This window comes from uncultured Stenotrophomonas sp. (genome assembly GCF_913778665.1).
Classification (GTDB): Bacteria; Pseudomonadota; Gammaproteobacteria; order Xanthomonadales; family Xanthomonadaceae; genus Stenotrophomonas.
Window position 1 is genome coordinate 264,246 of sequence record NZ_CAJYVQ010000002.1, and the last position, 20,643, is coordinate 284,888.

The following is a 20,643-nucleotide window of genomic DNA, read 5'->3' on the forward strand; positions in this document are numbered from 1 at the left end:
TGTCGCCGGGCATGGCCCGGCGCTACCGGTGCGTTGCCGGCCGGTTGTCAGAACTTGTAGTTCACGCCCAGCATGTAGGTGCGGCCCCACTCGATGTACTCCAGCGGGCGGTCCTTGCTGCCGGCGTAGGTGCGGTACGGCTCGTTGGTCAGGTTGCTGCCCTGCAGCAGCAGGGTCAGGCCACGCAGGGCGCTGCTGTCGCTGAAGGTGTAGCTGACCTGCGCATCGGTCACGTTTTCGCCCACCACGTAGCGCAGGCTGCGGTTGCCGTTGAAGTTGCCGATCTCACCGATGAAGTCCGAGCGGCGGCGCTGGCTCACCCGTGCCTCGAAGCCGCTGCGCTCGTAATAAGCGGTGAAGTTGTACACGCGCTTGGACAGGCCGGGCAGGCTGATCGGATCGGTGCCCACGCTGGACGCGCTTTCCGGATCCAGGATGGTGATGTCGCTCTTGTTGAACGTCGCGCTGGCCTGCACGCCGAAGCCGCGCAGGGTGTCGGTCAGCATCTCCAGCGGGAACGACGCGGTCAGTTCCAGGCCCTTCAGCGTGCCGCCCTTGCCGTTCTGCGGCGCGGAGAAGGTGCCGGTGGTCAGTACCGGTGCGGTCATGCCCGGCGGCGGCACGTAGCTGCCCAGCAGTGCGGTGAAGTCGTAGTTGTCGACCGACTGGGTGTAGACGTAGCTCTTCAGGTCCTTGTAGAAGATCGCGGCGGCCACGTAGGCCTTCTCGCCGAAGTACTTCTCATAGGACAGGTCCAGTGCGGTGGCGCGCCACGGGTCCAGCAACGGGTTGCCACCACTGCCGCCAGGGCGGCCGGTGCCGGTATCCACGCCGAATTCCAGGCCGGCACGCATCTGGTCCACGCGCGGGCGTGCGACCTGCTTGGCGGCGGCGAAGCGCAGCGTCTGCTGGTGCGGGAACATGAAGGCCAGGTTCAAGCTCGGCAGCCAGTCGTTGTACTTGCGGCCAGCGGAGTAGGGCTGGATGTTGCTGCCAGCCGGCTGCGAGCTGTCCCAGTAGCGCGAATCCGAGCTCTGGTCGGTGTGCTGCATCTGCACGCCGATGTTGCCGCGCACGCCGACCACGCCGATGTCGGTGTTGATGTTCAGACGCGCCCAGGCGGTGGTGATCTTTTCCTGCACCGTCCACGACTTGGGAATCAGGTAGTCCAGGTTGTCGACCGGGTTGAAGGTCATGTAGCGACCGACCGCGGCCGGCACGTTCCAGGCCGGGATGGTGCCGAGGCCGGCGAAGCTCAGGTCGACCGGGCGGTACTGCAGGTCCGAGGCGATGTTGGCATCGCCCTGTGCACCGAGCAGGATGTTGCCTTCGGACTGGGTCTTGACCTTGCGGCGGTCGGCGTAGTTCACGCCGATGTCCAGATCCGGCGCCCACGAAGCGATGGCCTCGGGCAGCGCAATCGTCGCGGCCAGCTTGCCGCCCTTCAGGCGGTCTTCCACCTGCGGCACCTTGCCGTAGCCGGAGCCATAGATGGTGTTGGTCAGGAACAGCGCATCGGGATTGGAGTAGTTCAGGCCCGGGCTGATCTGCGAGAAGCCGTTCTGGCGGATCGACACGCCGACCGTATCCAGCTGCGGCATCGGGGTCAGCTGCAGGTTGTTTTCCAGGTTCAGCTCATCGCGCGTGGCCTTGGAGTAGTTCAGGTCGGCGACCAGCTTGACGCCGCTGAAGTTGAACTCGTTGTTCCAGCCGAACGCATCGATCTTGTCCTTGCGCTTGTTGTACATGCCGCGCACCAGCGGGTACACGCCGCTGGCGGTGCCGCCGGTGAACGAACCATTGGCGTTGACCTGCGGGTTGCTGACCAGCAGGCCCGGGGTGTAATTGCCGTTGTAGTTGCTCAGGTTGAGCTCGAACTGGTTGGCGGTGTCGATCTGCTCGGCTTCGGTGTGGAATGCATCGAAGGTGCTGGTCCAGCTGTTGTTCGGCCGGAACTGGATCGTGGCCATCACGCCGTCGCGCTTGTTGTTGCCGGTGCGGCGCAGCGCCTTGATGCCGTCGGAGAAATAGGTGCCTGCGCCCACGCCCGGGCGGTCGCCCTTGTCGGTGTGCTCGGTGGTCCACGGCTCGTACAGGCCGACCTGGTTCTCCTGGATCGGCATGTCGCTGTGCGCGTAACCGATGGCGATGCCCAGGGTCTTGTCCAGGAACTGATCGATGTAGCTGGCGCTGAAGCGGTTGCCGTAGGGATCGACGTTGGCGGCACGGCCGAGCGAGCTCTTCTGGTAGCGCCCACTGACCGCGATTACGCGCTCGCCGAAGCTGAGCGGACGCGCGGTCTGCATGTCGATGGTGCCCGACAGGCCCTGGCCGACCAGCGCCGCATCCGGGGTCTTGTACACCGTCACGCCGTTGACCAGCTCGGACGGGTACTGGTCAAACTCGACGCCACGGTTGTCACCGGTGCTGACCACTTCACGGCCATTGAGCAGGGTGGTGGCGAAGTCCGGCGAAAGGCCGCGCACGCTGATCACCTGCGCACGTCCGGCGACGCGCTGTGCGGCCAGGCCGGGCAGGCGCGAGATGGACTCGGCGATGCTGACGTCGGGAAGCTTGCCGATGTCTTCGGCGGAGATTGCTTCCACCACCGACGTGGAGTCCTGCTTGACCGCGATCGCGTTCTCGATGCCGCGGCGGATGCCGGTGACCTGCACCGTATCCAGGTTGGTGGCGGCGGTGCCGGCCGGCGTGGTGGTGCTCTGCGTGGACTGTGCCGACGCCAGCGTCGGCGTCAGGACAACGGCCAGCGCGAGACTCAGCGCACTGCGCTTGTGGTTCAACATTTTCCCCTCCCAGGCAATGTTGCAGATCGATTCGTGAGCGCCCCGGCCGAGCCGAGGACGTGCGACGCGGTGGCCGCTGTCGTCGCCGCTATGGTAGGCAGCGCGTTCTTCGCGGGAATCACCCTGCATACGTATTCAATGGCGTTTGCAGGGATGTAATCGCTTTCAGGTGCATCGTTCTTTAGAGCCGAGCCCATGCTCGGCTGCTACAGGGGCGCGCAGGCCGGAAAACGTTCAGCGAACAGGCGTGAATCGAACGGCCTGCCCACCGCCCGGCGCCAGCACCAGCGTCAGGGCATCGGCACTGGTCACCTCGCGGATTTCGCGGGCGAACGCGAACGGGTTGCTGCGGAAATCAGCGCCGTCACCATCGCGGTAGATATCTGCGCGATAGCGCACTCCGGGTTCCAGGAAGCCCAGCGACACCGGCAGCACGCGGCCGTGTTCATCCGTGATGCTGCCGAGGAACCAGTCGCGGCTGTTGCGGTCGCGGCGCACGATCGTCACGTAGTCGCCCACTTCGCCATCGAGCACGCGGCTCTGTTCCCAGTCCACCGCCACGTCTTCGATGAAGCGGAACGCCTCGCGATGCTGCAGGTAGTGCTCGGGCAGGTCAGCGGCCATCTGGATCGGGCTGTACAGCACCACGTACAGGGCAAGCTGGCGGGCCAGCGTGCTGGGGATGGCCTGGCCGTGGCGACCCTTCAGGCTGAGGATGCCGGGGGTGTAATCCATCGGCCCGGCCAGCATCCGAGTGAACACCAGGTTGACCTCGTGCTCCGGCGGGTTCGGCGGCTGGCCCCAGGCGTTGTATTCCATGCCGCGCGCACCTTCGCGCGAGATCCAGTTGGGGTAGGTGCGGCGCAGGCCGGTGTCCTTGATCGGCTCATGCGGGTTCACCGACAGGTGCCGGCGCGCGGCCTCCTGCACCACCTTCAGGTGATGGCGGGCCATGAACTGCCCGTCGTGCCACTCGCGCCAGAGCGGGCCGCCAGCCGGATTTCGCCGGTCGACCTGGCCATCGTCGCAGACGTAGCCGGTCTTGAACTGGTCCACCCCCAGCCGTGCGTACAGGTCCAGCGCGGCGCCCAACTGATCCTCGTAGTGCTCGATGGCACAGCCGGTTTCGTGGTGGCCGATCAGGTGCACGCCCTTTTTCAGGCCATACGCCGACAGCGCTTCGATATCGAAATCGGGCGTGGCGCGGGTGAAATCGAAGTCGTAGCCGTTGCCCACCCACATGCCGTCCCAGCCCGGATTCCAGCCTTCCACCAGCACGCCACGGAAGCCATGCGCGGCGGCGAAGTCGATCACCTTCTTCGTCTTGGCGGTGGTGGCCGCATGCTTCGGCCCGGTCGCCCAGCTCTCGTTGTCCAGGTGCATCGACCACCACACGCCCAGGTATTTGGCTGGCTTCACCCAGCTCACATCGCCCAGCGCGTTGGGCTCGTTGAGGTTGAGGATCAGGTCCGATTCGACCAGCCCACCGGCACGGTCAGCAATCTGCAGCGTGCGCCACGGTGTGGTGAAGGGCAGGGCGCGACGCACCTTCCAGCCTTCGGCCGAAGGTGAGAGTTGCGCGCGCAGGCGCTGGCCCTCGGTGCGGCGCAGCCACATGCCGGCGTAGTCCACCAGCGCGGCCTCGTGGATCGCCACGTGCAGGCCATCGCGGCTGCGCAGGGTCATCGGCGTATGCACCAGCGGCACTTCGCGCAGTGGGGTACGCTGGTACAGGTACTCGTAATGGATCGGTTCGCCGGCGGGAATCCACCAGGCGGTGGAATCCTGTGCGATGGCAAACTCGGTCAGTTCGTCATCGATGATCGCTTCGCGCAGGTTCGGCTGCTCAGGGAACATGTAGCGGAAGCCAAGGCCATCGTCGTAGACGCGGAACACCACATCCAGCCGCCGCTTGCTGCCAGTGGTCTCGGCCAGCTGCACGGTCAGCTCGTTGAAGTGGTTGCGGGTGAGACGGCGTTCGCCCCACGGCTGTTCCCAGCTTTCATCGACGCTGCGTTGCTGCTGGCCGATCACCGCGAAATCACGATCCAGGCGGCCATCGCGCAGGGCAAAGCCCAACTTCGAATCCTCCACCACGGTCTCGCCGAAACGCTCGACGCGATAGCGCGCCGTGCCGCCGTCCAGCACCAGGCTGGCTCTGAGCACCTTGCCCGGCGATTCGACACTGACAACCTGCGGGGCGGCCTGCGACAGCGTCGCCATTGCCAGCAGCGCCAGGCCGAACAGGTGCGCGAGCACGCTGCGTACAGCAGTGGATGACATCGGCATTTCCCCTCCAAAGGCGCCGTTGGCAGACCCGGACCATAAGCCAGCGCGGCCAGCGCGCTACCGGGCAATGGCATGAATACGTATGCAGCTGGGCGCAGCTGACAGCCCCGCGTCTACCATGGGGCCAGGGCTCCTTGAGGGAGGGGCCGCGCCCGCCCGCCGGCCACGACGGTGCGGACCTACAACGCGTGCAGAGAGGGAGGGAGGCCGACGGGCGCAAGCCGGTCCGCCGCTTCGATGCTGAAGATCATTTGCCTGACCGCTGCCCTGGGGGCAGCGCTGGGATCGACCGCGCAGGCGGCCGACCTGCAATTCGACGGCCGCCACGCGCGCGCCGAAGCCGCAGCCGACGGCCGCTTCGTGCTGCATGCACCGAAGGGCGCCGTGCAGATCGCATCCGCACCGATGCGCAGCCGGACCGGCAGCGTGATGTTCGATGCCCTGTTCTCGCTGGCGCAGCAGGAGATGGACCAGGACCGCGTGGACGCGATCCGCGATCCTGCGTTCGACGAAGGCCGGCCCGTGCCATGCGAGTGCTTCCAGACCGGTGCGCGCTGGCCCTATGTATGGACCCGCGATGTCAGCTTCGCCGCCGACCTGGCGCTGGCGCGGCTGGACCCGCAGCGCACCCGGCAGTCGTTGCAGTTCAAGTTGTCGGCGGCGCGCGATGGGCATACGCCGGGGCTGTTCGTCGCCCAGGACACCGGCTCGGGTGGCAGCTGGCCGATCAGCAGCGACCGTGTCGTTTGGTTCCTGGCCGCGCGCCACCTGCTGGATGATCCAGCATTCGCCGAGCAGGTCTGGCAGGCGCTGCAGGGCACACTGGCGCAGGACCGCGCGATGGTGTTCGACGCGCAGATGGGCCTGTACCGCGGCGAGACCTCGTTCCTGGACTGGCGCGAGCAGACCTACCCGGACTGGACCCGCGAAGACGTGCGTTTCATTGGTGATTCCTATGCGCTGTCTACCAACGTGCTGCACTACCAGGCGCTGCGCCTGGCCGAGCAGCTGGCCGTCCAACGCGGTGACGCCCGCGCGGCCGAGTACAGAGGCTGGGCCGACGCGCTTGCGCAGCAGATCGACACGCGCTTCTGGCGCGAGGACATCGGCCAGTACATGAGCTACATAGGCGAAGCCGCGCACCCGGTGCCGTATGCCAAGGTGGATCTGCTCGGCCTGTCGCTGGGTATCCTCGCCGAGGTGTTGCCGGCCGAACGTGCGCGCCGCGCGCTGGCCGCCTACCCGACGGGACGGGCCGGCAGTCCGGTGGTCTGGCCGCAGGAAGCGCAGCAGCCGATCTACCACAACCGTGCGATCTGGCCGTTCGTCAGCGCCTACTCGCTGCGTGCGGCGCGGCAGCTTGACGATGCACCGCGCATCGCTGCCGAGATCCGCTCGCTGATGCGGGGCGCTGCGTTGGCCGGCTCCAACATGGAGAACTACGAGCTGGTCACCCAGGCTGTCCACGTCGATGAAGGCGCGCTCAGCGGCCCGGTGGTCAACTCCGAACGGCAGCTGTGGTCGGTGGCCGGGTACCTGTCGATGGTGATCGAGGGCGTGTTCGGTGTTCAGGACGATGGCCGTGTGCAGCCCAAGCTGCCGGCGGTGCTGGTGCCGGAGCTGTTCGGCACGCAGCGCAGCATCAGTCTGGAAGTGGCCGGCAAGCGCTATGTGCTGGAGCGCCCGAAGCAGCTGGGCGATGGGGTGCTGGTGGCGGGCAAGGTGAAGACGCGTGGTGCCACCACAACCGTGCAGCTGGTCCCCGCACCGGCATCGGCCGGTTCTGCGACCACGACGGCGGACGCCAACGCGCGCGCACCGATCACACCGGTAGCGCCGCAGGCCCTGCGCAAGGGCGCGGGCTGGGACGTGCAGGTCGCCGCGCATCACGTGCTGTGGCAGGACGGCAGGGCGGTGACCGCCAGCAACGGCGTGGCGCGCATCAGCGACGATGGCCTGCAGCACTGCCTCAGCCTGACCCGCCGTGACGGCGGGCTGGAATCTCTGCACAGCCCGATGCGCTGCGTCGGTCCGCAGCTGCTGCTGCGGGGCACACAATACTGGCAGTTCACCGCAGCACAGGCCGGGCACGTACGCCTGCGGTTGCAGTACGCCAATCCAAACGGGCCGATCAATACCGGCGTCACCGCTGCCGTGAAGCAACTGGCGCTGCAGTGCGCGGGCCAGCCGCCACAACGGCACACGGTGGCGATGCCGCACAGCGTGGCCGTGCAGGACTCTACGGCGGCGACGTTCGCGGTGCCCAGGGGCCGGTGCACGGTCACGCTTGAAGAGGGCTTCAACATGAGCATGCTGGAACACTTCGCGCACTACACCGGCGGCAAGGGCGGGCGCGACGGAGTGCTCAACCAGGCGCAGGTGCAGGCATTGAAGGTGGCGCAGGTGGCCGTGGGCGAGGGCGCACGATGAATCGTTCTAAGCCACAGCTGTCGTTCTGGCAGATCTGGAACATGTGTTTCGGCTTCCTCGGCATCCAGTTCGGCTTCGCGCTGCAGAACGCCAATGCCAGCCGCATCTTCGAGACGCTGGGCGCAGACATTGAGGCGGTGCCCGGGCTGTGGATCGCCGCACCGCTCACCGGCCTGCTGGTACAGCCGGTGATCGGTTACTTGTCCGACCGCACCTGGACGCGCTGGGGCCGCCGTCGCCCGTTCTTCATGATCGGTGCGGTGCTGACCACGCTGGCGCTGCTGGTGATGCCGAACTCGCCGACGCTGTGGATCGCCGCCGGCACGCTGTGGGTGCTGGATGCTTCGATCAACGTGTCGATGGAACCGTTCCGTGCCTTCGTCGGTGACCAGCTGGCGCCACGCCAGCGCCCCACCGGCTATGCGATGCAGAGCTTCTTCATCGGCGTGGGCGCGATCGTCGCCAGCTTCCTGCCATTCATCCTCGCCCACTTCGGCGTGGCCAATACGGCCGCTGCCGGTGAAGTGCCGGACACCGTGCGCTATGCATTCTACTTCGGCGCGGTGGTGCTGCTGGCGGCGATCACCTGGACGGTGGTCAGCACCCGTGAGTATTCGCCGGCACAGCTGGCTGCATTCGACGATGCCGAACCACCTTCGCACCATGCCGCGCGCGCGGTCAGCGGACCGGCACCGTGGACGCAGGTGGCGCTGTGGCTGGGGCTGGGCATGCTGCTGGCCCTGCTGATCGCCTGGCGCCAGGGTGACAGGATGCTGTACGTGCTGGCGGGGCTGTGTGCAGGCTACGGCCTGTTGCTGGCGGTGGCCCGTGCGCTGCCTGGAACGCATATGCTGGCCGTCATCGTCGGCGACCTGCGGGCGATGCCGGTGACCATGAGGCGGCTGGCCTGGGTGCAGTTCTTCTCGTGGTTCGCGCTGTTCGCCATGTGGATCTACACCACGGCGGCGGTGGCCGGTGTCCACTTCGGTTCGGCCGACCCGAAGACGGCGGCCTACAATGAGGGCGCCAACTGGGTGGGCGTACTGTTCGGCGCCTACAACGGCTTTGCTGCGCTGGCCGCAGTGCTCATTCCACCGATGGTGCGTGCCATCGGCCTGCGCTGGAGCCATCTGGTCAACCTGTGGCTGGGCGGCGCCGGCCTGGTCTCGCTGATGTTCATCCGCGATCCGCACTGGCTGCTGCTGTCGATGGTCGGCGTCGGCTTCGCCTGGGCGTCGATCCTGTCGTTGCCGTATGCGCTGCTGTCCGACAGCGTGCCAGCGTCGAAGATGGGCGTGTACATGGGCATCTTCAATTTCTTCATCGTGATCCCGCAGCTGGTCGCGGCCAGTGCGCTCGGCTTTGCCCTGCGCGCCTGGCTGGGCGGCCAGCCGATGCATGTGCTGGTGCTGGGCGGTTGCAGCCTGTTCGTCGCCGGCCTGTGCGTGCTGCGGGTTCCGTCCCGACCGGAGGTGGTGTGATGCGTGCTGCGTTGGCTGTTGCTGTTTCCCTTGCCCTGTTTGCCGGACATGCCGTGGCCACACCACGCCCGGACTACGTCGGCACCACCGAACCGTTCGCCAGCGATGCGGTGTACTTCGTGGTCACCGACCGCTTCGTCAACGGCGATCCGTCCAACGATCACCGCGACCAGGGGGGCAAGCACCGCACCTTCGATATCCCGGTGCCGTGCCCGGACAAGGTCGACGGAAACATCGGCTATCTCGGCGGTGACTTCCGTGGCGTGCTCGACAATGCGCAGTACATCCGCAACCTGGGGTTCGGTGCGGTGTGGATCACACCGATCGTGGACAACCCGGACGAAGCCTTCACCGGCAGCAAGCCGATCAGCTGCACCAGCACGCTGACCGACCGCGGCAAGACCGGCTACCACGGTTACTGGGGCATCAACTTCTACAAACTCGACGAGCACCTGCCCAGCAAGGACCTGGACTTTGCCGGCCTGACCAAGGGCCTGCACGGCGCTGGCCTGAAGGTGGTGCTGGACATCGTTGGCAACCACGGTTCGCCGGCCTGGACGATGCCGACGCGGCAACCGCAGTTTGGCCAGATTTTCGACAAGGATGGAAAGCTGATTGCCGACCACCAGAACCTGCCGCCGCAGAAGCTGGATCCAAAGCACAACCCGCTGCACGCGTTCTACAACAACATCGGTCCGGTCGACAGCAAGGACGGCTCGATCTTCGACGGCAACCTGGCCGAGCTGTCCGACTTCAACCAGGACAATCCGGCGGTGATGGACTACCTGGTGGGCGCCTACCTGCAGTGGACCGCGCAGGGCGTGGATGCGCTGCGCATCGACACCATCGGCTGGCTGCCGCACCCGTGGTGGCATGAATTCGTCAAGCGCATCCGCACCGAGCATCCGGGCATGTTCATGTTCGGCGAAGCGTTCGACTACGATGCCGCGCGCATCGCCGAGCACACTTGGCCAGCCAATGCAAACGTGAGCGTGCTCGACTTCCCGTTGCGCGGTGCACTGGAGCAGACGTTCGGTACTGCAGGCAAGGGCTTTGAAACGCTGGCTGAGCCGCTGCACCTGAGCGGTGGCCCGTATGCCAATCCGTACGAGCTGATGAGCTTCTACGACAACCATGACATGCCGCGCCTGCAGGCCAGTGACAACGGCTTCATCGACGCGCACAACTGGCTGTTCACCGCGCGCGGTATCCCGGTCGTGTACTACGGTTCGGAAACCGGCTTCATGCGCGGCCGCGCCGAGCATGCCGGCAACCGGGCCTACTTTGGCCAATCGCGCGTGGATGACGCGCCGCGGAACCCGATCTTCGCGCCGCTGCAGCGCATCGCCAAGCTGCGCGAGGCCACCCCGGCCCTGCAGCGCGGCCTGCAGGTGAACGAGCGGCTGCACGGCGATGAAGCGGTGTTCTTCCGCGTGCTGCAGCACGGCGATGTGGCGCAGACCGCGCTGGTGCTGCTGAACAAGGGCGATGCCGCGCGCAGCATCGAAGTGGATCGCTACCTGCAGCCCGGTACCTGGCGCGATGCGCTGGGCGGTGGGGCGAAGACGGTAGACGGCACCCTGACGGCAGAAGTGCCCGCACACGGGGTGAAGGTCTACGTGCTGGATGCGCCCGTGCAGCAGCCGGCCCTGCAGGCCCAACTGGACAAGGCGATGGCTGACCAGCAGGCGCGGGACCAGCGGCTGGGGCGCTGAAAGCGCCGCCGGGCATGGCCAGGCGCTCCCGCTCTGGCGGGCGCCAACCTCGGTTGGCACGCTCTTGGAGCAGTTGAGCAAGCTCGCCCCTACAATGGGCACCCCTCACGCGCCGCCGTACCGCCATGACCGACCTCGCCCCGCAGACCCCGATTGAAACCCTGCTGAAGGCGGCCATGGACGGGACGATACCGATCCGCGCGTTCATGGAAGCCTTCGTCGCCTCCGAGGTGGTGCTGCTGACCGGCAGCCTGGTCACCCCCGACGGCAGCGGCTTCGACCCCCTGCTGTTCGACAAGCAGGGCACGCTGCACGTGGCCGTGTTCACCGACCCGTCGCGGGTCGGCATCTACAGCCAGCAGGTTCCGCACCAGATCCGCTGGCTGATGCTGGACGTGCTGCGCCGCGCGCCGGGTGGCTATGGCGTGGTGATCAACCCGGGCACCCGACTGGGCTTCGAGATCTCGCCCAGCGGCATCGGCGAAATCCTCAAGGACTTTGCCCAGGGCTGATTGTGCTGTAGAGCCGAGCCCATGCTCGGCTGCCTTTTCGCACGATGCCAGATCAGTCGAGCACGGCTCGACGCTACAGAGGGCTTTCCTTCGGGCGTCGTATGTGATCCCCTTGGATGACATCGGGATCGAGGCTTGGCCATGGAGTTCAGGGTATTACCCAGCGACGCGCCGGAACGCCTGCAACTGGCCCAGTGGTACCACGCACAATGGGGCCAGGACGCCGGCCTGACACTGGAACAGGAACAGCAGAGGCTCAATCCGCCGCAGGACGCCGAAGGCTTCCCGCACCTGATCGCGGCCTTTGACGGCGGGCAGGTGGTCGGCGCCGTGCAGCTCAAGCGCCGCGAGATGCCGGCCTTCCCTCAGTACGAGCACTGGCTGGGAAGCGTACTCGTGGCCGACAGCCATCGCGGTCGCGGTTTGGCCAGCGACTTGGTCGAGCAGGCGTCGGCGCAGGCCGCGCGGATGGGTGTTTCGCATCTGTACCTGCAGACGGAGGCGCTGGATGGTGGACTGTACGCGCGGCTTGGCTGGAAGCCGCTGCAGGAAGCCGAAAACCGCAGCTGTCGTGTATTGGTGATGGTGCGCAGGTTGGCCGCATGAGCGTCTCCACAGCACACCATTCCCGCTCCGCGTTGATCTTCCTGATCGCGGCCATCGTCGCTGCACTGGTGGCCATGCCGCTGCTGCGCGCGGTAGGCATCGCGCAATGGCCGGTGTTTGTCATCGCCTGGCTGATCAACCTGGGCGCAGCCTGGCATCTGGCGCAGTGGGCACGCCAACGGGGCCGCTCGGCGTGGGTGTTCGGGGTGTCGGCGGCGCTCGGCACCGTCGCCTCGATCGTGGTCTTCGTGCTGCTGGCGGTGCTGGGGCCGAAGGCCGCGCGCTGAGCCCGCGCGGCCCGCCCGGGCCCTATGCCGAGCATGGCCCGGCACTACAGCAGAGCCGAACCATGCTCGGCTGCTTTGGACCTCACATCGTCACCCTGCGCCGGTTGTCGTCGCTCACCCGGTCGATCAGCTTGTTGTACGGGTCGAAGCCCGCCTCATCCGGCTTTTCATCCACGGTCACCGTGATCTTCGGTTCCGCACTGGTGATGTGGTGGCGCTGCAGGTACAGCACCTTCTGGTCGCGTTCCTTGCCGGAAGGACCGTTGGCGAACACGCCGATCTCGATCCAGTCATCCATGCTGCCGTCGCTCTCCTGGCCCTTGCCGTCGGCGTATTGCTTGACGGCGTGCAGGTCCAGGGTCACGTCGTAGCGGCCGTCATCGCGCTTGCGGGCGCTGGCGGCCATCACCCGATTGTCGTAGAAGCTGATCTTCTCGAACAGGTCGGTGACCAGCTGCTGGCGCTCGGCCGGGGTCTCGGCGCGGATGTAGGCCAGCAGTTCGCGCGAGGTGGTGTAGGGCGGTTGCTGGTAGCCCTTGTCCTGCAGGAAACGCTTCAAGGCGCGGTTCAGGGCCTGCTCGCCGATCTCCTCGCGCAGGCGGTAGAACACCAGCGAACCCTTCTGGTAGTGGATGTACTGCTGGTTCTCCACGCGCTCCAGCGGCTGCTCCTCGATGGCCTCACCGCCGCGGCCGGACAAGTAGCCATCCAGTTCGCGCTTGAGGAACTGGCGCATGTGCTGGCGGCCGTATTCCTGTTCCATCACCATCAACGCCGAATACTGCGACAGCGACTCCGACAGCACGGTGGCACCCTGCACGTTGGCGCCGATCACCTGGTGCGCCCACCACTGGTGCGCGATCTCGTGCGCGGTCACGTAGAACACGTAGTCCACCTTGTCCGGATCACGCAGGTCGGCGATGAAGCCAATCGCTTCGGAATACGGGATGGTGTTGGCGAACGACTGCGCGAAGCGGGCATAGCCGGGGAATTCGATGATGCGCACCTGGCGATGCTGGTAGGGCGTGAAGTTCGCTTCGTAGTACGCCAGTGACTTCTGCACCGCTTCGATCATCCGGTCCACGTTGTAGCCGTGCGCCGGGTCGAAGTAGACCTCGATCGGGATGTCCTTGTACGTCGCCTTGCGCACGTCCCAACGCGCCGACAGGTAGGCGTAGAAGTTCAGCATCGGCCGGTCCATGGCATAGCTGAAGCAGCGCCGGCCATTGACCGTGGTCTCGTGCTGCAGGTAGCCCGGGGCCAGCGCGACCTGGTCCGGCGCAGTGCAGATGGTGGAGCGGAAATCGAGCCAGTCGGCATCGTTGGAGATGTAGGTGTTGGCGCGCGCCGCTTCGTCTTCCAGTTTGGGCATGCGCCGCGGCTCGCCGAGATCACGCTTGCGCCGCTCGTTGCGGTCGGTGATTTCGGCGCCTTCGTTGTAGCCGAACGACGGCAGCACGCGGCTGTTGAAGAACGTGCCGTTGTCCACGATGTTGCTCGGCGCCTGGCCGGCGGTGATGCCGTTGGGCCTCTGCGCTACCCGGAAATGCACGCTGCGGCTTTCGCCCGGTTGCAGCGGCGTGTCCAGCCGGTAGATGCGGTAGCCGAGATCCCTGTCGTGGAAGGTCAGCTGCTGTCCGCCAAGATCGGCCGCCAGCAGCTGCTTGTCGTCGCCCATCGAGACATGCAGTTCCTGGATGGGCTGCGCGTGCAGGTTGCGGATCGTCCAGTTCGCATCGATCACCATCGACTGCGATTCCGGGAACAGGTCCACGCGGTTGTCTACCGCCACGATGCGCGGCTGCGGCAGGTTGCGGTACTTCGACAATTCGCGCTCGTAGCGGGCCTGCAGGTCCAGCTGCTGGTCGGGCGATATGAATTCGTTGCGGATGTTGGTGCTCCAGTACAGCCAGCCGCCCACGCCGACGAACGCCACCGCTGCCACCGCCGCAACGGCCCCGGTCGGCCCGCGCAGGCGGCGGCCGGCCAGGACCAGGCGCTGGCGCAGCCCCTGGCTGACACCGCGCACCCAGAAGGCGGAGGCTACGCACATCAACGCGAGCAGGAACAATGCCCAGTAGCCCTGGAACGCCAGCTGTCCGGTGAGGAAGTGGCCGTAGCCATTCATGTCCGAATAGGGAGCGATCGGCCAACTGCCGAAGTTGTAGATGTTCTGCGTGTAGTCGAGCATGCCCAGCACGCCTTGGCCGATCATCACCACGATCAGCAACGCGTAGCCGACGAACTTGTTGTTGGTCAGCACCTGCAGCACCAGCGCCATGCCGCCCATCAGTACGTACACCACCGAATCCAGCGCCAGGCTGCGCAGGTACAGCAGGGGCTCCAGGTGGGTGTAGCCCTTGGCCAGCTGCACGCCCATCGCGGTGAGGGCGCCAGCGGCCTGGAAACAGGCGATCACCGCCATCAGCGCGGTGAACTTGGCCAGCAGCGGCACCCAGTTCGGCACCGGCATGGCATCGGTCACTTCATTGATGCGTGCGCCGCGTTCCTTCCAGACCAGCTCGCCTGCGAAGAACAGCACGATGATGATCAGCAGCCAGCTGAAGGCGCCCTGCAGGCCCATGATCATCTGCGAGGTGACCGGCCAGATCGAGGTGCCATACAGCGTCTGCCGGAACAGGGCGCTGGGCAGGAAGTTGACCAGCCCCAGCACCAGCAGCACGATGAACGGGACGCTGCGCAGCACGCCGCCGGTGTCGAAACGCACCTGGCGCAGGAACTGTTGCCATGCGGTGCTGCCGGTGAACGCCGGTACCACGTGCGGCAGGGCTGCGCGCGCAGGGCGGACGGTCACCGCATCGGCGACCGCCAGCGTCGGCTTGCGTCCCCAACGCCGGCGGCCGCTGCCAGTGCGTTCGGTGCGGAACAGCGCGAACGTGGCGGCGAACAATACCGCGGCCACGCCCAGCCACAGGGCACGGTTGGCCAGCAGGTAGCCGGTCAACGCCGGAATGCCGCTGTTGCGTTCGGCGGTGGACCAGTAGCGGATGGTGCGGCCCAGTGCACGCATGCCGAGCGGCTCACTCAGCACCGCGATCCAGGTATTGTCGATGTCGCGCAGCAGGGCTGCGCTGGCACCGTACAGGACCAGGTAGGCCACCAGGCCGATGTAGACCCACAGGATCGAGCGGGTCACTGCGGCCAGCAGCGACAGCAGCGCGGTGGTGAACAACAGGTTGGGAATGACGATGACCGCAAAGGTCCAGGCATAACCCTGCCAACTGATCGGGCCCATGCGTTCGGGATCGACCCAGGGCATGAACGGCGCCAGCCACAGGCCGAACGCGATCACCACGTAGACCAGCAGTCCGGCCGCCAGTGCGGCGCCGATGCGCCCGGCCAGATAATCGCGGCGCTTCACCGGGCTGGCGAAGATCAGCTCGGCGGTGCCCAGTTCGAAGTCACGCAGCAGTGCGTTGCTGACGAACAGCGCGGTGACCAGCATGCCGAGCAGGGTGAAGATGCCCAGCATCTGCGCGATCACGGTGGGCGCGTTGCTGTGCACGTTGCCGGTACCGCCACCGATCTGCACGGCGTCGCTGGAGGCGGCGGCGAAGGCAAGCAGGGCGAACAGCCCGGCCAGCAGCCACAGCAGCGGGGAGCGCAGCTGCTCGCGCAGCTCGAAGCGGAAGAAGTTGAGGATCATGGCGTGCTCCGCTCAGGCTGCCGCGCGGGTACGGGCCTGCAGGCGCAGACGCTGGAAGTACACGTCCTCAAGGTCGGGAGCCACGGCCGCGAAGCCGTCGCCGGGGTCGTCGGCGCTGTGCACGTGGATGACCGGACGGCCCCCGACCAGGCGCGTGGACAGCACCACGTAGCGCGCTTCGTGATCGGCCAGTTCGGAAGGGTCGACCTGCTTGCGCCAGACCTGCTGCTGCAGCGCGTCGATGGCATCGGCGGGGCGCCCGGTCAGCAGCACCTGGCCCTTGTTCATGATCGCCATGGTCGGGCACAGGTCGGTGACATCCTCGACGATATGCGTGGACAGGATCACTGCCACGTTCTCGCCGATCGCCGCCAGCAGGTTGAGGAAGCGGTTGCGTTCCTCCGGGTCGAGGCCAGCGGTGGGTTCATCAACGATCACCAGCCGCGGGTCACCCAGCAACGCCTGGGCAATGCCGAAGCGCTGGCGCATGCCGCCGGAGTACGTGCCAAGCTTGCGCTTGCGCGCGTCCCACAGATTCACCTGCTGCAGCAGCCCATCGACCACCTCGCGGCGCTGCGCGCGCTGGGTCAGGCCCTTGAGCACCGCGAAATGCTCCAGCAGGTCCAGCGCGCTGACCTTCGGGTACACGCCGAAATCCTGCGGCAGGTAACCCAGCCGGCGGCGCACCGCATCCTTGTCGCGCAGCACGTCGATCGGAGTTTCGCCGGGAATGCTGAGCACGGCCGAGCCGCTGTCGGCTTCCTGCAGGGTGGACAGGGTGCGCATCAACGAGGATTTGCCCGCGCCGTTCGGCCCGAGCAGGCCGAACATGCCACGCGGAATGTCCAGAGTGACCGCGTTCAACGCGTGCACGCCGTTGGCGTACGTCTTGGACAGCGAATCGATCTTCAGCATGCGACGTACACCTTTCCTTGAGCGTGTCTGCGCGTTATCCGCGCATCCGCGGCCGGGCGCATCCGCCGTTGGTCATGGGGGGGGAGAATCCCGCCGTCGTGCGTTGGCCGCGGCGCCAGCCCCCTGGCGCTCACCCTCGCAGCGACGATTCGCGTACCACCAGCTTCACTGGGATGCTCTGGCTGTCCACCGGCTGCCGGCCGATCAGCGCCAGCAGGCGTTCAACCAGCAGCTGCCCGGCCTGCTTGGTGTCCTGCTGCACCGTGGTCAGCGCCGGGGATACCGAGGCTGCCAGCGGGATGTCGTCGAAGCCGGTGACTGCCACGTCCTGCGGCACGCGCAGGCCGACTTCGCGCAGCGCACGCATCGCCCCGATGGCGATCAGGTCGCTGGCCGCGCAGATCGCATCGATGCGTTCGCCGCGTGCCAGCAATGCCTGGCAGGCTTCCTGACCAGAGGCCTCGGTGGTGATCGCATCGTGCTGCAGCGCCGGGTCGGCGGCGAGGCCATGCGTGCGCAGCGCCTCGACGTGGCCGCGGTAACGCTCCTGGAACTCCGGGTAGTGGCTGGAAGCATGGCCAAGGAAGGCGATGCGGCGGCAGCCCTGCTGCAGCAGGTGGGTGGTGATGTCATGCCCGCCCTGGAAGTTGTCGCTGCCGATCGAGACGCCGGGCTGGCCGGGTAGGGCAGCGCCCCAGCGCACGAAATGGGTGCCCTGTTCGACCAGCCGCTGCAGGCGGTCGCGCGACTCGTGGTAGTCGCCATAGCCGAGCAGGATGATGCCGTCGGCCTTGTTGCTGTCCTCGTAATCGGCCTGCCAGTCGGTGGACAACTGCTGGAAAGAGACCAGCAGGTCCTGCCCGTGCAGGGCGCAGGCACGGGTGATCGAGCCCAGCATCGAATGGAAGAATGGGTTGATCAGGGAATCGTCGTTGGTCGGGTCCTCGAAGAACAGCAGGGCCAGCGTGCCGGCGTTGCGCAGGCGCAGGCTGGAGGCGTTCTTGTCGACCTTGTAGTTCAGCTCGCGGGCGATGCGCAGGATGCGCTCGCGGGTTTCGGCATTGACCATCGGGCTCCCACGCAGGGCCCGCGACACGGTCGGCTGGGAGACCCCGGCCAGGTGGGCGATGTCCAGGGAGGTGGCTTTGCCTTTGATCGTCATGGGCACGCGGAAGAGACAGGGGGAAGGTGCCTGGGCATGATGCCATGGGCAGACGCGGATACCCCTGCAGGCGTCCGTCGCGGCGAGGGTAAGTCATTGCCGGACAAGGAAATCAGCCTGATCCTTCGATGCGTTCGGGATCTCCTGACCGGGCGGATGACGGCGGCAATGGTAAGATGCGTCGTTCTCGCATTCCCCCAAATTTCACCGGGGGCGACCCAGCGTACTGCACCCCGCCCGGGGCTGTGCTATCACTGGCGGTCTGCCCCTGGACAACGGACGAAGGTACCTATGGCGCGCGGCATCAACAAAGTCATCCTGGTCGGCAATCTCGGCAACGACCCGGACGTTAAGTACACCCAGGGCGGCATGGCGATCACCCGCATCAGCCTGGCCACCACCAGCGTCCGCAAGGACAAGGACGGCAACCAGCAGGAGCGCACCGAATGGCACCGCGTGGTGTTCTTCGGCAAGCTCGGCGAGATCGCCGGCGAGTACCTGCGCAAGGGCAGCTCGGTCTACGTCGAAGGCAGCCTGCGTTACGACAAGTACACCGGCCAGGACGGCGTGGAGAAGTACTCCACCGACATCATCGCCGATGAAATGCAGATGCTCGGCGGCCGCGGTGAAGGCGGCGGCGGTGGTGGCGGTGGTGGCAACTACGGCGGCGACCGCCCGCAGCGCCAGCAGGCCCCGCGCCAGGAGTACGGCGGCGGTGGCGGCGGCCAGCGTGGCGGCCAGGGCGGTGGTTACGGCAACCAGGGCGGCAACCAGGGCGGCGGTTACGGCAACCAGGGTGGCAACCAGCGCCCGCAGCCGCAGCAGGCGCCGCCGATGGACGACTTCGCGGACGACGATATTCCGTTCTGAAATAGACCTGTGTAGTCGATCGTTAGGCAAACCGTAGAGGAGCCCTTTTTGCAGGGCTCCTCTCTTTTTCAAACGATCGTTGGATTATTTTCGCCACACAAACGGTACGGCGAGAACCGGGGGTGGCATTTGCTGGGCAGCAAGGCGCCACTGAGGGTCTCCCGGCACGGCGTTCGTTTTACTGTCCGGCAAAGTGCTTCAAGGGTGAATGTGAACGCCCATTCCCTCGCGCAGCCGAAGGCGGCTGCAAAGGTGGTGTCCTGTGATTTCGATGCTTCCACATGAACTCGCCCGATCCACGAAGTGGGCATGATGCATCCCGGCGACACATGGGACGCCGGGGGTTGCCCTGCCGCCACTCCTGGGCCGTGGGCGGCGAGCCAAAAGCGAGGGGGGCACTACGTGGGGCACCTGGGAACCCAAAGGGCATTTTAAGGATCGTCTGAGTGACCTGAGAAGGCTTCTTCTGCATCTTATGTGCAGCCCTTCCCCCAGCCACAGGTCGCCGCAATGTACCTTCGCGCCATCGCTTTCGCAGCAGTTGCAATCCTGGCCGTTCCCGGCCCGGCCCTTGCGGCCAATACCATCACGTTCAGCGGTGAAGTCACCGACCAGACGTGCTCCGCAATTATTGACGGCAACACGGAACCCACGGTCGTCCTGCAGAGCGTCCCAGCCAGCCAGTTGACCGGCGGTGCAGGCAAGACCACGGGGGAGACGAGATTCACGCTCCGTCTGACCGGCTGTGCGCCGAGCGACACGGATGAGCAGTTCACGACCCTGTTCCAAGCGACCAACCCGACCTCGCTGGGCAATTTGACCAATACCGCCACCAGCGGCGCGACCGGTGTTGCTTTGCAGTTGCTTGACGCAACTGGCGGGAGTCCTGTGAACCTTGCAGGAGGTGCGGCAGTCAGCGCCGGCAAGATCGTGCTGACTTCAGGCCAGTCGTCCACGAGCCATGACTACGCCGTGCGCTACGTTTCCGAGGCTGCCACCGTGACCGCCGGTCCCGTCCTGGGTGCTGTCACCTATACCCTCCGCTACGAGTAAGCCGCCGCCGCGCAATCTGCTTCCTTTCCCGCAGCCGCCACGGTCACATCGTTCTTGACGGCTCGTATTCGAGGTATCGGGATGAACACTTGGCCACTTCGCCAACTCCGGCCGGCCATCGTTGCGTTTACCCTTACGCTTTGGTTCATGGTTGTTGCCACTGCGCAGGCCAGCGTAGTGGTGACCGGCACCCGCGTGATCTTCCGTGGCGATGCCAAGGAAGCAACGCTGCAGCTCACCAACGAGGATGCCTTCCCCAATGTGGTGCAGGCCTGGGTAGATGCCGGTGATTCTTCCTCCCTGCCGGACACCGCCAAGGCCCCGTTCCTGGTTAGTCCGGCAGTGTCGCGCCTGGCTCCCGGCAGTGGACAGTCTCTCAGGCTCATCTATACCGGTGCAGAACTGCCACAGGACCGCGAGTCGGTCTTCTATCTGAACGTGCTGCAGATTCCGCCGCGCAACATGGCCGACGCGGCTAGAAGCGAGATGCTGCTGATGTTGCGGAATCGACTCAAGCTCTTCTACCGCCCTGCTGCCATCGCCGGTAGCGTTGACCACTTGCCCGAACGGCTGCGCTTCAGTCTCGAGGGGCAGGGTGTGAGCTGGCATGTCCTTGTCGATAATCCAACAGGCTTTCATGCCTCGTTTGGAGCCGCGGTGATCACTATGGGCGGGCAGCAGATAAAGCTGCGCGCTACCATGGTGCCGCCCTACGGCACTGCACGCTGGACGCCCGAGGTCGCCGGAGTGCTCAAGGGAGGCGCTCCTGAACTCCAGGCGCAGCTCATTAACGACTATGGCGCTCGTGTCGGCATCACCCGTGCGCTGCAGCACTAGCCTGCGGTGCGTGTC

The 20,643-nt window shown here is 66.1% G+C and carries 14 protein-coding genes; 9 read left to right on the plus strand and 5 right to left on the minus strand.

The genetic code is table 11. The features are described from left to right. Positions 1-47: 47 nt before the first annotated feature. Together QZ853_RS02120 and QZ853_RS02125 are read right to left on the minus strand one after the other, a co-directional pair. Complete coding sequence (locus QZ853_RS02120) at positions 48-2,804, minus strand: TonB-dependent receptor (protein ID WP_295570355.1); 2,757 nt, start codon at positions 2,802-2,804, stop codon at positions 48-50. Positions 2,805-3,038: 234 nt separating this feature from the next. After that, a complete protein-coding gene (locus QZ853_RS02125; RefSeq protein ID WP_295570357.1) occupies positions 3,039-5,093 on the minus strand; it encodes a glycoside hydrolase family 97 protein in 2,055 nt (684 codons plus the stop codon). Positions 5,094-5,330: 237 nt separating this feature from the next. Between QZ853_RS02125 and QZ853_RS02130 the strand changes: the two genes are divergently transcribed. From QZ853_RS02130 to QZ853_RS02155, 6 genes are all read left to right on the plus strand, one after another. Then, the gene (locus QZ853_RS02130) at positions 5,331-7,523 is read left to right on the plus strand and encodes a Six-hairpin glycosidase-like protein (RefSeq protein ID WP_295570359.1); all 2,193 of its coding nucleotides are present in this window, start codon (positions 5,331-5,333) and stop codon (positions 7,521-7,523) included. After that, positions 7,520-9,004 (plus strand): MFS transporter, encoded by a 1,485-nt coding sequence (locus QZ853_RS02135; protein WP_295570361.1) that lies wholly within the window; start codon positions 7,520-7,522, stop codon positions 9,002-9,004. Before QZ853_RS02130 ends, QZ853_RS02135 begins: the two co-directional genes overlap by 4 nt. Next, entirely contained in the window at positions 9,004-10,719 is a 1,716-nt protein-coding gene (locus QZ853_RS02140; protein ID WP_295570362.1) for an alpha-amylase family glycosyl hydrolase, read from the plus strand. Before QZ853_RS02135 ends, QZ853_RS02140 begins: the two co-directional genes overlap by 1 nt. 125 nt (positions 10,720-10,844) lie before the next feature. Next, the gene (locus QZ853_RS02145) at positions 10,845-11,231 is read left to right on the plus strand and encodes an SseB family protein (protein ID WP_295570364.1); all 387 of its coding nucleotides are present in this window, start codon (positions 10,845-10,847) and stop codon (positions 11,229-11,231) included. 141 nt (positions 11,232-11,372) lie between these two features. Then, a complete protein-coding gene (locus tag QZ853_RS02150; protein WP_295570366.1) occupies positions 11,373-11,837 on the plus strand; it encodes a GNAT family N-acetyltransferase in 465 nt (154 codons plus the stop codon). After that, on the plus strand, positions 11,834-12,124 hold the full coding sequence (locus QZ853_RS02155; RefSeq protein WP_295570367.1) for a hypothetical protein: 291 nt from the start codon (positions 11,834-11,836) through the stop codon (positions 12,122-12,124). The genes QZ853_RS02150 and QZ853_RS02155 overlap by 4 nt, the downstream gene beginning before the upstream one ends. Before the next feature lie 82 nt (positions 12,125-12,206). Here the strand turns inward: QZ853_RS02155 and QZ853_RS02160 are convergent, their stop codons facing one another. From QZ853_RS02160 to QZ853_RS02170, 3 genes are all read right to left on the minus strand, one after another. Continuing rightward, complete coding sequence (locus QZ853_RS02160; RefSeq protein ID WP_295570368.1) at positions 12,207-15,791, minus strand: M1 family aminopeptidase; 3,585 nt, start codon at positions 15,789-15,791, stop codon at positions 12,207-12,209. A 12-nt stretch (positions 15,792-15,803) separates the two neighbouring features. Next, a complete protein-coding gene (locus QZ853_RS02165) occupies positions 15,804-16,706 on the minus strand; it encodes an ABC transporter ATP-binding protein (protein WP_295570370.1) in 903 nt (300 codons plus the stop codon). Between the two features lie 130 nt (positions 16,707-16,836). Then, complete coding sequence (locus QZ853_RS02170; RefSeq protein WP_295570371.1) at positions 16,837-17,868, minus strand: LacI family DNA-binding transcriptional regulator; 1,032 nt, start codon at positions 17,866-17,868, stop codon at positions 16,837-16,839. Positions 17,869-18,159: 291 nt separating this feature from the next. Here QZ853_RS02170 and QZ853_RS02175 point away from each other — a divergent pair, with 291 nt between their 5' ends. The 3 genes from QZ853_RS02175 to QZ853_RS02185 all read left to right on the plus strand — a co-directional run bounded on the left by QZ853_RS02175 (position 18,160) and on the right by QZ853_RS02185 (position 20,628). Continuing rightward, the gene (locus tag QZ853_RS02175; protein WP_049430409.1) at positions 18,160-18,738 is read left to right on the plus strand and encodes a single-stranded DNA-binding protein; all 579 of its coding nucleotides are present in this window, start codon (positions 18,160-18,162) and stop codon (positions 18,736-18,738) included. A 510-nt stretch (positions 18,739-19,248) separates the two neighbouring features. Beyond that, on the plus strand, positions 19,249-19,791 hold the full coding sequence (locus QZ853_RS02180) for a fimbrial protein (RefSeq protein WP_295570372.1): 543 nt from the start codon (positions 19,249-19,251) through the stop codon (positions 19,789-19,791). Between the two features lie 81 nt (positions 19,792-19,872). Next, positions 19,873-20,628: a molecular chaperone gene (locus QZ853_RS02185; protein ID WP_295570373.1), complete on the plus strand. Its 756-nt coding sequence runs from the start codon at positions 19,873-19,875 to the stop codon at positions 20,626-20,628. Positions 20,629-20,643: the final 15 nt, after the last annotated feature.

Coding starts and splice junctions, on each gene's coding strand:
- QZ853_RS02165 (WP_295570370.1), bottom strand. CDS start 16,706: ATGCTGAAGATCGATTCGCTGTCCAAGACGTACGCCAACGGCGTGCAC.
- QZ853_RS02180 (WP_295570372.1), top strand. CDS start 19,249: ATGTACCTTCGCGCCATCGCTTTCGCAGCAGTTGCAATCCTGGCCGTT.
- QZ853_RS02185 (WP_295570373.1), top strand. CDS start 19,873: ATGAACACTTGGCCACTTCGCCAACTCCGGCCGGCCATCGTTGCGTTT.
- QZ853_RS02170 (WP_295570371.1), bottom strand. CDS start 17,868: ATGACGATCAAAGGCAAAGCCACCTCCCTGGACATCGCCCACCTGGCC.
- QZ853_RS02130 (WP_295570359.1), top strand. CDS start 5,331: ATGCTGAAGATCATTTGCCTGACCGCTGCCCTGGGGGCAGCGCTGGGA.
- QZ853_RS02125 (WP_295570357.1), bottom strand. CDS start 5,093: ATGCCGATGTCATCCACTGCTGTACGCAGCGTGCTCGCGCACCTGTTC.
- QZ853_RS02175 (WP_049430409.1), top strand. CDS start 18,160: ATGGCGCGCGGCATCAACAAAGTCATCCTGGTCGGCAATCTCGGCAAC.
- QZ853_RS02150 (WP_295570366.1), top strand. CDS start 11,373: ATGGAGTTCAGGGTATTACCCAGCGACGCGCCGGAACGCCTGCAACTG.
- QZ853_RS02145 (WP_295570364.1), top strand. CDS start 10,845: ATGACCGACCTCGCCCCGCAGACCCCGATTGAAACCCTGCTGAAGGCG.
- QZ853_RS02140 (WP_295570362.1), top strand. CDS start 9,004: ATGCGTGCTGCGTTGGCTGTTGCTGTTTCCCTTGCCCTGTTTGCCGGA.
- QZ853_RS02135 (WP_295570361.1), top strand. CDS start 7,520: ATGAATCGTTCTAAGCCACAGCTGTCGTTCTGGCAGATCTGGAACATG.
- QZ853_RS02120 (WP_295570355.1), bottom strand. CDS start 2,804: ATGTTGAACCACAAGCGCAGTGCGCTGAGTCTCGCGCTGGCCGTTGTC.
- QZ853_RS02155 (WP_295570367.1), top strand. CDS start 11,834: ATGAGCGTCTCCACAGCACACCATTCCCGCTCCGCGTTGATCTTCCTG.
- QZ853_RS02160 (WP_295570368.1), bottom strand. CDS start 15,791: ATGATCCTCAACTTCTTCCGCTTCGAGCTGCGCGAGCAGCTGCGCTCC.